Source organism: Pseudomonas paralactis (genome assembly GCF_001439735.1).
Classification (GTDB): domain Bacteria; phylum Pseudomonadota; class Gammaproteobacteria; order Pseudomonadales; family Pseudomonadaceae; genus Aquipseudomonas; species Aquipseudomonas paralactis.
Genome location: NZ_JYLN01000008.1, coordinates 268,921 through 280,495, shown reverse-complemented (window position 1 = coordinate 280,495; position 11,575 = coordinate 268,921). Strand labels below are relative to the sequence as shown.

Sequence of the window (11,575 nt, the reverse complement as noted above, 5' to 3'; positions counted from 1 at the left end):
CTTGTTGTTTGTCCCGTATGAAACACAGCGCCCTTTGCCTGGACGCGGTCCATGTGGGAGCAGGCAAGCCAGCTCCCACAGATGCCCGCTCCAGAATGAGGGCGTTGCTGACATGATTGCAGCCCCACCAGATCAGAGTGAGATTGGATGTGAGCAAGAGAGCCTATAACTTCTGTGCCGGTCCCGCGGCGCTTCCTGAAGCAGTCCTGCAGCGTGCGCAGGGTGAACTCCTCGACTGGCATGGAAAAGGCCTCTCCGTGATGGAAATGAGCCATCGCAGCGATGAGTTTGTGTCCATCGCCACCAAGGCCGAGCAGGATCTGCGCGACTTGCTGGACATCCCCTCCGACTACAAAGTGTTGTTCCTGCAAGGTGGGGCGAGCCAGCAGTTCGCCCAGATCCCGCTGAACCTGTTGCCTGAAGACGGCACTGCCGACTATATCGACACCGGTATCTGGGGGCAGAAAGCCATTGAAGAAGCTTCGCGCTACGGCCACGTTAATGTGGCGGGTACCGCAAAGCCCTACGATTACTTCGCCATTCCAGGTCAAAACGAGTGGAAACTGACAAAGGACGCGGCCTACGTTCACTACGTCGCGAACGAAACCATTGGTGGCCTGGAGTTTGATTGGGTGCCTGAAGTTGGTGACGTTCCGCTGGTGTGCGACATGTCCTCGGACATCCTCTCGCGCCCGATCGATGTGTCCAAATACGGCATGATCTACGCCGGCGCGCAAAAGAACATCGGCCCGAGCGGCATCCTGGTCAATATCATCCGCGAAGACCTGCTGGGTCGCGCCCGTTCACTGTGCCCGACCATGCTCAACTACAAGGTCGCGGCCGATAACGGCTCGATGTACAACACCCCGCCGGCGTTCGCCTGGTACCTCTCGGGCCTGGTGTTTGAGTGGCTCAAGGAGCAGGGTGGTGTGGCGGCCATGGGCAAGTTGAACGAAGAGAAGAAGCGCACCCTGTACGACTTCATCGACGCCAGCGGCCTGTACAGCAACCCGATCAACCTCACCGATCGCTCGTGGATGAACGTGCCGTTCCGCCTGGCCGATGACCGCCTGGACAAGCCGTTCCTGGCCGGTGCCGACGAGCGCGGCCTGCTGAACCTCAAGGGCCACCGCTCGGTAGGCGGTATGCGCGCCTCCATTTATAACGCTGTCGACATCCACGCCATCAACGCGCTGGTTGCCTACATGGCAGAGTTCGAAAAGGAACACGGCTAATGTCTGAGCAAGAACTCAAAGCCCTGCGCGTACGCATTGACAGCCTGGACGAGAAAGTCCTGGAGCTGATCAGTGAGCGCGCGCGCTGCGCCCAGGAAGTGGCTCGGGTGAAAATGGCGTCCCTGGCCGAAGGCGAAGTGCCGGTGTTCTACCGGCCCGAGCGCGAAGCCCAGGTGCTCAAGCGCGTGATGGAGCGCAACAAGGGCCCGTTGGGCAACGAAGAGATGGCGCGGTTGTTCCGTGAAATCATGTCTTCGTGCCTGGCGCTGGAGCAGCCGCTGAAAGTGGCCTACCTCGGCCCTGAAGGCACCTTCACCCAGGCGGCGGCCATGAAGCACTTCGGCCACGCGGTGATCAGCAAGCCGATGGCTGCTATCGACGAAGTGTTCCGCGAAGTGGCAGCCGGTGCGGTGAATTTTGGCGTGGTGCCGGTGGAAAACTCCACTGAAGGCGCGGTCAACCACACGCTGGACAGCTTTCTTGAGCATGACATGGTGATCTGCGGTGAAGTCGAGCTGCGCATCCACCACCACCTGCTGGTGGGTGAAAACACCAAGACCGATAGCATCAGCCGTATCTACTCCCACGCTCAGTCCCTGGCCCAGTGCCGTAAGTGGCTGGACGCCCATTACCCGAATGTCGAGCGCGTGGCGGTGTCCAGCAACGCCGAAGCGGCCAAGCGGGTCAAGGGCGAGTGGAACTCGGCGGCAATTGCTGGCGATATGGCCGCGGGCCTGTACGGCCTGACGCGCCTGGCCGAGAAAATCGAAGACCGCCCGGACAACTCCACGCGCTTTTTGATGATCGGCAGCCAGGAAGTGCCGCCCACCGGCGACGACAAGACTTCAATTATCGTTTCCATGAGCAACAAACCCGGCGCGCTGCATGAGTTGCTGGTGCCATTTCACGATAACGGGATTGACCTGACGCGCATCGAGACTCGTCCTTCGCGCAGCGGTAAATGGACCTACGTGTTCTTTATCGACTTCATCGGCCATCACCGCGACCCGCTGGTCAAGGGCGTGCTGGAAAAGATCAGTCAGGAAGCCGTGGCACTCAAGGTGCTGGGCTCTTACCCGAAAGCGGTTTTGTGAGGCTTTGACATGAGTGGCAACTTCCTCGCCCTGGCGCAGCCGGGCGTGCAACAACTCTCGCCTTACGTTCCAGGCAAGCCTGTGGACGAGCTGGCCCGTGAGTTGAATCTGGACCCGTCCAAAATCGTTAAGCTGGCGAGTAACGAAAACCCGCTGGGCCCGAGCCCCAAAGTGTTGGCGGCGATTCGTGAAGAGCTTGCCGAGCTTACCCGTTATCCCGACGGCAACGGTTTTGCGCTCAAGTCGCTGCTGGCGGAGAAGTGCCGGGTCGAGCTGAACCAAGTGACCCTGGGCAATGGCTCCAACGACATCCTTGAACTGGTCGGCCGTGCCTACCTGGCGCCTGGTTTGAATGCCGTGTTCAGTGAGCACGCATTTGCGGTCTACCCGATCGTGACTCAGGCTGTGGGGGCTGATGCGCGAGTCATTCCCGCCAAGGATTGGGGGCACGACCTCCCGGCAATGCTGGCGGCGATCGATGCGCACACCCGCGTGGTGTTTATCGCCAACCCGAACAACCCGACCGGCACCTGGTTCGATGAGCAGGCCCTGAACGAATTCCTGCAGGATGTGCCGGAGCATGTGCTGGTTGTGCTGGACGAGGCCTATATCGAGTATGCCGAAGGCAGCGACCTGCCTGATGGTCTGGATTTCCTCGCGGCCTACCCGAACCTGCTGGTGTCGCGTACGTTCTCCAAGGCTTACGGCCTGGCGTCGTTGCGGGTCGGTTATGGCTTGTCCACCCCAGTGGTGGCCGATGTGCTGAACCGCGTGCGCCAACCGTTCAACGTCAACAGCCTGGCCCTGGCGGCCGCCTGTGCGGCGGTGAAGGATGCTCAGTACCTGGAAGAGGGTCGTCGCCTCAACGAAAGCGGCATGTTGCAGTTGCAGGACGGCTTTCGCGAGTTGGGCCTGGGATGGATTCCGTCCAAGGGCAACTTCATCTGCGTCGACCTCGGCCAAGAGGCTGCGCCGGTGTTTCAGGGCTTGCTGCGCGAAGGCGTGATCGTGCGTCCGGTGGCCAACTACGGTATGCCGAACCACCTGCGTATCACCATCGGTTTGCCGGCCGAGAACAGCCGCTTCCTGGAGGCTCTGGCCAAGGTTCTGGCCCGTGGTTGATGTCACTGCATTGCAACCTGCTGTGCCTATGATCGGTCGCCTGGTGGTGGTCGGTCTGGGATTGATCGGTGGTTCCTTCGCCAAGGGCCTGCGTGAAAGCGGGCTGTGTGGCGAAGTGGTGGGTGTCGACCTTGACCCGCAATCGCGCAAGCTGGCGGTGGAATTGGGTGTGGTGGATCGCTGTGAGGCGGACCTGGCAGTCGCTTGTCGGGGCGCGGATGTGATCCAGCTTGCGGTGCCGATCCTGGCCATGGAGAAATTGCTCGCCGTATTGGCCGGCATGGACCTGGGGCAAGCGATCCTCACGGACGTCGGCAGTGCCAAAGGCAACGTGGTGCGCGCGGCGCAATTGGCGTTTGGCGTCATGCCGCCGCGCTTTGTGCCGGGCCATCCGATTGCCGGTTCCGAGCAGAGCGGGGTGGAAGCATCCAATGCGCAGTTGTTCCGTCGGCACAAGGTGATCCTGGCGCCGCTGGCGCAGACTGATCCGGCGGCGTTGGCTGTGGTGGATCGGCTCTGGCGCGAGCTGGGCGCGGATGTGGAGCATATGCAGGTCGAGCGCCACGATGAAGTGTTGGCGGCGACCAGTCATCTTCCCCATCTGCTGGCATTCGGCCTGGTGGATTCGTTGGCCAAACGCAACGAGAACCTTGAGATTTTCCGCTACGCCGCCGGTGGTTTTCGCGACTTTACGCGGATCGCCGGCAGCGATCCGGTTATGTGGCATGACATCTTTCTCGCCAATCGCGAAGCGGTGTTGCGCACCCTCGACACGTTCCGCAGTGACCTCGACGCCTTGCGTGACGCGGTGGATGCGGGTGATGGTCATCAGTTACTGGGTGTGTTCACTCGGGCGCGGGTGGCGCGTGAGCATTTCAGCAAGATCCTGGCGCGCCGGGCCTATATGGAAACCGCAGTGAATGCCGATGAGCTGACTTTTATCGCCAACCCGGGTGGCCGCTTGAGCGGATGCATTCGGGTGCCGGGTGACAAGTCGATCTCCCATCGATCCATCATGTTGGGTTCATTGGCTGATGGCGTCACCGAGGTGGAAGGTTTCCTTGAGGGCGAAGATGCCCTGGCGACCTTGCAGGCGTTTCGCGATATGGGCGTGGTGATTGAAGGCCCACACCATGGGCGAGTGACCATTCATGGGGTTGGCCTGCACGGCTTGAAGGCAGCGCCGGGGCCGATCTACCTGGGGAACTCCGGTACATCGATGCGCCTGTTGGCGGGTTTGCTGGCGGCGCAAAGCTTCGATAGCGTCCTGACCGGCGATACATCGCTGTCCAGGCGCCCCATGAGTCGTGTGGCCAAGCCGCTGCAGGAAATGGGTGCGGTAATCGAGACCGGTCCTGAAGGGCGTCCGCCGCTGACCATTCGTGGCGGGCAGGCGCTCAAGGGCCTGACTTACGCGTTGCCGATGGCCAGCGCGCAGGTTAAATCCTGCCTGTTGCTGGCTGGCTTGTATGCGCAAGGTAAAACCGCAGTCACCGAACCTGCCCCGACCCGCGATCATACCGAGCGCATGTTGCGTGGCTTTGGTTATCCGGTGGCGGTGGAGGGCGCGACGGCATCGGTGGAGTCGGGCCATCGGCTGACGGCTGCTCACATTGAAGTGCCTGGGGATATATCGTCTGCGGCGTTTTTCCTGGTGGCGGCGTCGATTGCCCAAGGCTCGGAGCTGCTGCTTGAGCATGTCGGCGTCAATCCTACCCGCACCGGTGTGATCGATATTCTGCGGCTGATGGGGGCTGATATCACCCTTGAAAACCCGCGCGAGGTAGGCGGCGAGCCTGTTGCCGACCTGCGTGTTCGGGCCGCCGCCTTGAAGGGCATCGAGATTCCCGCGGCGTTGGTGCCGTTGGCGATCGATGAGTTTCCCGTATTGTTTGTTGCTGCTGCCTGCGCCGAGGGGCGCACCGTGTTACGCGGTGCCGAGGAGCTGCGGCTCAAGGAATCGGACCGTATCCAGGTTATGGCCGACGGTCTGCTGGCCCTGGGTGTGAAGTGCCAACCCACGTCTGATGGGATTATCATTGACGGTGGCCCGATGGGCGGCGGTGAAGTGCACGCCCATGGCGATCATCGCATTGCCATGGCGTTCAGCGTGGCCTCCTTGCGGGCGGCGGCGCCGATTCGTATTCGTGACTGTGCCAATGTTGCTACGTCTTTTCCGAACTTTCTTACACTGTGTGCCCACGTTGGCATCCGTGTTGCCCAAGAGGCTCAATTGTGAATATCAAAGCACCGGTGATTACCATCGACGGGCCAAGCGGCTCGGGCAAAGGCACCATCGCCGGCATCCTGGCCAAGCGCCTGGGCTGGTGCCTGCTCGACTCCGGCGCGCTGTACCGCCTGCTGGCATTCGCGGCGCGCAACCATGGCGTCGACCTGACCAACGAAGAGTTGCTGACGAAAATTGCCGCCCATCTGGATGTGCAGTTCATCGCGGCGACCGACGGTCAATTGCAACGCATCATCCTGGAAGGCGATGAAGTCAGTGATGTGATCCGTACCGAGAGCATCGGTGCCGGCGCCTCCCAAGTGGCCGCTTTACCGGCGGTTCGTGAGGCTTTGCTACAGCGCCAACGCGCATTTCAGGAGCCGCCGGGCCTGGTGGCCGACGGTCGCGACATGGGCACGGTAGTGTTTCCCGAGGCGCCGTTGAAGATTTTCCTCACTGCCAGTGCCGAGGAGCGAGCGCGCCGCCGCTACTTGCAGTTGAAGGGCAAAGTCGATGGTGTTAGTCTGTCGAGTCTGCTAGATGAGATCCGTGCACGCGATGAGCGTGATACCCAGCGTGCGGTAGCCCCGCTCAAGCCGGCGGCTGACGCCATACAGCTGGATTCCACGGAGCTGTCCATCGAGCAGGTGCTGGAACGCATCATGAGTGAAATCGCCATTCGCGATATCGCCGGGTGATCAAGAAGGCCGCAGGGGACCAGTCATAGTCCTGCGGTGGCTTCTTTTAACTGAAACTGACCCACACCGTCTGGGGTGTGGAGATGGGCGTATTCTTCGCCCTTATCAACAGGAATTAAAATGAGCGAAAGCTTTGCGGAACTCTTTGAAGAAAGCCTAAAAACCCTGAACCTTCAGGCAGGCTCCATCATCACCGGTGTTATCGTTGATATCGATTACCAAGCTCGCTGGGTAACCGTTCACGCTGGTCTGAAGTCTGAAGCTCTGATCCCGCTGGAACAGTTCTACAACGATGCTGGTGACCTGACTATCAATGTCGGTGACGAAGTTCACGTTGCTCTGGACTCGGTTGAAGACGGTTTCGGTGAAACCAAGCTGTCCCGTGAAAAAGCCAAGCGCGCTGAATGCTGGATTGTTCTCGAAGCAGCCTTCGCAGCTGAAGAAGTGGTCAAGGGCGTTATCAACGGTAAGGTTAAAGGCGGCTTCACTGTCGACGTTAACGGCATCCGTGCGTTCCTGCCAGGTTCTTTGGTCGACGTTCGTCCAGTGCGCGACACCACGCACCTGGAAGGCAAAGAACTCGAATTCAAAGTCATCAAGCTCGACCAGAAGCGCAACAACGTTGTCGTTTCCCGTCGCAGCGTGCTGGAAGCAGAGAACTCCGCCGAGCGTGAAGCTCTGCTGGAATCCCTGCAGGAAGGCCAACAAGTCAAAGGTATCGTCAAGAACCTCACCGATTACGGCGCATTCGTCGATCTGGGTGGCGTCGATGGCCTGCTGCACATTACCGACATGGCTTGGAAGCGTATCAAGCATCCTTCTGAAATCGTCAACGTTGGCGACGAGATCGATGTCAAGGTTCTGAAATACGATCGCGAACGCAACCGTGTTTCCCTGGGCCTGAAGCAACTGGGTGAAGATCCATGGGTCGCTATCAAAGCCCGTTACCCAGAAAGCACCCGCGTGACCGCGCGTGTTACCAACCTGACCGACTACGGCTGCTTCGCTGAGCTGGAAGAAGGCGTTGAAGGCCTGGTACACGTTTCCGAAATGGACTGGACCAACAAGAACATCCACCCTTCGAAAGTCGTACAAGTCGGCGACGAAGTGGAAGTTATGGTTCTGGACATCGACGAAGAGCGTCGTCGTATCTCCCTGGGCATCAAGCAGTGCAAATCTAACCCATGGGAAGATTTCTCTGGCCAGTTCAACAAGGGCGATAAAATCTCCGGCACCATCAAGTCGATCACCGATTTCGGTATCTTCATTGGTCTGGACGGCGGCATCGACGGCCTGGTTCACCTGTCCGACATCTCCTGGAACGAAGTTGGCGAAGAAGCTGTTCGTCGTTTCAAGAAGGGCGACGAGCTGGACACCGTTATCCTGTCGGTTGACCCAGAGCGCGAGCGCATCTCCCTGGGTATCAAGCAGCTGGAAAGCGATCCGTTCTCCGAGTACGTTCAAGAGAACGACAAAGGCGCAATCGTTAAGGGCACTGTGAAAGAAGTTGACGCTAAAGGCGCCATCATCACTCTGGCCGACGATATCGAAGCGACTCTGAAAGCCTCCGAAATCAGCCGTGACCGCGTTGAAGACGCGCGCAACGTTCTGAAAGAAGGCCAGGAAGTAGAAGCCAAGATCATCAGCGTTGATCGCAAGAGCCGCGTGATCCAACTCTCCATCAAGTCGAAAGACGAAGTGGAAGAGAAAGAAGCTATCCAGAGCTTGAAAGAAGCTGCTCCGGAAGCTGCTGCTGACACCACCATGGCGGCACTGCTGCGCCAGGCAATGGCCAAGCAGAACTAAGTTCTGTAAAGCTGTTGAAAAAGGGCGACTTCGGTCGCCCTTTTTTGTGCCTGAAATTTGATGAAGCAACTGCACCGAACGAAGGCGTTCAGCCCACTGTCAGAACTGACTATAGTTTTAAAAACGGCTATTTCGCGTTGCTGACTCAATAAGGGTTTGAATGAACAGGATTATCGTAATACTTGCATTGGTGGTGCTTGCCGGTTGCTCCTCCACTAGCGCCAAGACCCACGCCAAGCGCGGCGTCAGCGGCATAGAGATCGACTGCTCTGGCTTGGGCAACAAATGGGAGAAGTGCGAGAAGCGTGCCGCCCGTGAGTGCAAGATGCAGGGCTACAAAGTCATCACCCGCTCCAGTGACGCCGAGGACGAAGAGGGCGACTACCTGTTCGGCTGGAACCCGGCTGGCGCGGTGACGCGGACGATGTTGGTGATCTGTAAGTAGGGGGTTGGCTGCGCGCTGAGCGTGTTTATTTAGCCTCAGATAAGTTGACATATGGGCTGTTCAAATTCATCAACTCATGCTAAAACCTTCGGAGCGCTTTTCCTAGCTGCTTGAAAAAGAAGGGAAAAATATGACGAAGTCGGAGTTGATCGAACGAATTGTCACCCATCAAGGGCTGCTCTCATCCAAGGATGTGGAGCTGGCTATCAAGACCATGCTTGAGCAAATGTCCCAATGCCTGGCCACCGGAGATCGCATCGAAATCCGCGGCTTCGGCAGCTTTTCACTGCACTACCGCGCACCGCGCGTAGGCCGCAACCCAAAAACCGGCCAATCCGTCAGCCTTGATGGCAAATTCGTACCCCACTTCAAACCGGGCAAGGAATTGCGCGATCGGGTGAACGAAGAAGAGGAAGAAGGCGTCTGAGTGTCTTTGGGGAAGGAGAAGGGTATGCGTGGGGTTAAGCGCGTTGTTGCGGTATTGAGTGCAGTGCTGGCGGCTTTGGTGATTTTGGCGTTTGTGCTGGAGAACCAGCAGGGCGTGGCGCTGTCGTTCCTGGGCTGGAGTACTGCGCAGATGCCGGTGGCGGTGTTTGTGGTGGTGGCTTTGATCGTAGGGATGTTGATTGGCCCGGTGTTGGGGGTGGTTGTGCGTAGGCGTCGGGGTAAGGCGGTGGTTTAGGGGGGTAGTCTTAGCTGGCATTGTGATGGAGATGGGCGGTGTTTGAGACCGTTTGTCAGAAATCTAGGCATGTCGAGCGCTTTGAGTTGCCTCGCTACCTATTCCCGCTGGTTGCGACAGTTCTCTTGGGGAATTCAGAAACGTCCGACAGACATGTCAAGACTTGTAATATGCTAAAGAGATGGCAGAATGGAATCTGTTCTCGATAACAGGCATTTTGTGCGCTCAAAATTTGGCAGAGACGCTGGGTTTTGGCGGTCATCCAATTAGAATAAAAAATACGCAATTTTGTCTGCATAACGAGCCCGCAGTTTCTCTTTGAAGGCAGGTTTTTGTTGTGAGTAGTAGCTTCCGCGCCCCCCCCGCCCCTCCCACTTCCCCGTCGAGGGAGATTGACGTTGTCGAGCTTTCCCAAGCTATTTGGAAAGAGAGAAAACTGATTTTAGCTGTTGCTATATTTGCAATCTTGTTGGCTGCCGCATACGCGTTTATTGCCACGCCTGAGTATCGGGTGACAACTGTTTTGCGCCCTTCTGCTATCAATGCGCTCGATGCCCTGAATCGCTCGGAAATTTATAGGCTCCCGCCAGACGAAGCTCTGACGAAGGTGGGGGCTTCTCTGGAGTCGTATGAGACTCGTCTTGGTTTTTTTCGAGAACATCAGAAGCTATTTAAGTCATTTGAACAGCCTGGCCGCACCCTGGAACAGTCTTTTGAGGCATTTAATCGTAATTCAGTCAGGCTTCTATCGAGCGATGCAAAAAAAGCGGACTCGTTGAATGCCTATATTCAAATGGAAATGAACTACCCGAAAGGGGTGGATGGTGTTGCTATCCTCAACGGCCTTGTAGATTACGCTATCACGAGAGAGCGAAATCAGATTGCTGCAGACCTTGATGTGATTGTAAAAAACCGACTGAATGAGATTAAAGGCAAGCTGGATGCCGCCCGCTCAGGTTACAACGCTGAAAAAGAAGCGAGGATCGCTCTTTTGACGGAGGCTGACGCGCTGAGACGGGCGCAGTTGCAAGACGAGCTTAAGGCTCTCAGGATACAGTTGAAAACGCGCCGTACGGATCGAATGGCGCAGCTCAGCGAGGCAATAGGAATTGCAAAGTCTTTGGGTATTAGGAAACCATCTACCCCGTCATCGCTGGGAGAGAGTGAACGAGGTGAGGCAGTCAGCATGATGCGCACTGAGATTAACAATCAGCAGGTCCCGTTGTATTTTATGGGTGTTGACGCGTTAGAGGCTGAAAGGGCGGCATTATTGCAGCGCAAGTCAGATGATTTTACAGAGCAGCGTATTGCGCAGATCGCCAACGAACTTCAATTGCTTCAGTCTAATAGGCAGATCGAGGTATTAAATCAGAGGAAGAACGAGGATCTATTTCTTAAAGGTGTAGAGCCTATGCGTGCAGAAATTGCTCGATTGCACAATTTGAATATGGATATGGGGAACTTACAACTGGTCGCTATCGATAAGCAGGCAGTTGAGCCCACGAGTCCAATTAAGCCCAATAAGCTTCTAATTGTCATTTTGGGAGCCTTCCTCGGGGTGTTGCTGGGGATCTTTAGTGCTGTATGCCGCTATTTTTTAAATTTGAGAAGTTGTCAGGATAGGCGAGCAGATGGATTCAGCCTTCCCGCTGTGGAAAGCACCTTGAGCCATGGCAGTGCCCAGCCTGCGCTTTTCGACGCTACGCGTTAGTCGGCGGGTTAGTGGGGGCGGCGTTTGATTCGTATGGTAGTGTCAAGGGACTGCTTGAATGACTTTATATATCTTCGTTCTGGTTGCTAGTTGATATCATTATGATGTCATTTTTGGTGCTGCTCATCAGACTTGCTTTTTTTAGATGATTTTTAAACCAGTGAGCAATCCCTGGAACCAAATATGGCTTAAATGCCTCAAATCTGGGACAGGGCCAGAGGGGGGGGGCGTGATCTTGGTGAGCGACCGAATGCTTTGAGTTTTTCGGGGCGACATGGGAGCGACTGACGGCCTTGTGTAGCCCCGGGAACGTCGTTTCACTGGATTTTTTGCAAGAATATTTCATAGGACAGCCTGTCCCGTCGCTTCTGGGGGGGCAGATGCAATCTCAAGCTGCATCAGCACCGGTATCTTGGGAGTGTCAAAGCAGGCTCTGGTTGAATTGGGTGTTCAGGGTAGTATTATCTGCGTACGAATTTATGATCTTCCGCAGTAGGTCGAGTTGACGGGCGTGAGAGCAAGTCCTATTTCAAAGACATGGCCGGTATCAGATGT

General features: G+C 56.9%; 10 protein-coding genes. All 10 read left to right on the top strand.

Features of this window, described 5'->3' with window-relative positions; genetic code table 11:
- Positions 1-149 precede the first annotated feature (149 nt).
- The 10 genes from serC to TX23_RS20825 all read left to right on the top strand — a co-directional run bounded on the left by serC (position 150) and on the right by TX23_RS20825 (position 11,020).
- Positions 150-1,235 carry a 3-phosphoserine/phosphohydroxythreonine transaminase gene (gene serC / locus TX23_RS20870; protein ID WP_057703828.1) on the top strand — a complete coding sequence of 362 codons (1,086 nt, stop codon included), beginning with the start codon at positions 150-152 and terminating at the stop codon, positions 1,233-1,235.
- A complete protein-coding gene (gene pheA / locus TX23_RS20865; protein ID WP_003172650.1) occupies positions 1,235-2,329 on the top strand; it encodes a prephenate dehydratase in 1,095 nt (364 codons plus the stop codon). The genes serC and pheA overlap by 1 nt, the downstream gene beginning before the upstream one ends.
- Positions 2,330-2,338: 9 nt before the next feature.
- The gene (gene hisC, locus TX23_RS20860) at positions 2,339-3,451 is read left to right on the top strand and encodes a histidinol-phosphate transaminase (protein WP_057703827.1); all 1,113 of its coding nucleotides are present in this window, start codon (positions 2,339-2,341) and stop codon (positions 3,449-3,451) included.
- Positions 3,452-3,479: 28 nt separating this feature from the next.
- Positions 3,480-5,690 (top strand): bifunctional prephenate dehydrogenase/3-phosphoshikimate 1-carboxyvinyltransferase, encoded by a 2,211-nt coding sequence (locus tag TX23_RS20855; protein ID WP_057703853.1) that lies wholly within the window; start codon positions 3,480-3,482, stop codon positions 5,688-5,690.
- The gene (gene cmk / locus TX23_RS20850; protein ID WP_005786302.1) at positions 5,687-6,376 is read left to right on the top strand and encodes a (d)CMP kinase; all 690 of its coding nucleotides are present in this window, start codon (positions 5,687-5,689) and stop codon (positions 6,374-6,376) included. Before TX23_RS20855 ends, cmk begins: the two co-directional genes overlap by 4 nt.
- A 120-nt stretch (positions 6,377-6,496) precedes the next feature.
- Positions 6,497-8,182, top strand: a complete 1,686-nt coding sequence (gene rpsA / locus TX23_RS20845; RefSeq protein ID WP_005786304.1) for a 30S ribosomal protein S1 — start codon at positions 6,497-6,499, stop codon at positions 8,180-8,182.
- 160 nt (positions 8,183-8,342) lie between these two features.
- Positions 8,343-8,627, top strand: a complete 285-nt coding sequence (locus tag TX23_RS20840) for a hypothetical protein (RefSeq protein ID WP_005786306.1) — start codon at positions 8,343-8,345, stop codon at positions 8,625-8,627.
- 130 nt (positions 8,628-8,757) lie between these two features.
- The gene (ihfB, locus tag TX23_RS20835) at positions 8,758-9,054 is read left to right on the top strand and encodes an integration host factor subunit beta (RefSeq protein WP_003189779.1); all 297 of its coding nucleotides are present in this window, start codon (positions 8,758-8,760) and stop codon (positions 9,052-9,054) included.
- A 24-nt stretch (positions 9,055-9,078) separates the two neighbouring features.
- The gene (locus tag TX23_RS20830; RefSeq protein ID WP_057703826.1) at positions 9,079-9,309 is read left to right on the top strand and encodes a lipopolysaccharide assembly protein LapA domain-containing protein; all 231 of its coding nucleotides are present in this window, start codon (positions 9,079-9,081) and stop codon (positions 9,307-9,309) included.
- 337 nt (positions 9,310-9,646) lie between these two features.
- On the top strand, positions 9,647-11,020 hold the full coding sequence (locus TX23_RS20825) for a Wzz/FepE/Etk N-terminal domain-containing protein (RefSeq protein ID WP_082629668.1): 1,374 nt from the start codon (positions 9,647-9,649) through the stop codon (positions 11,018-11,020).
- The last annotated feature ends 555 nt before the right edge of the window (positions 11,021-11,575 follow it).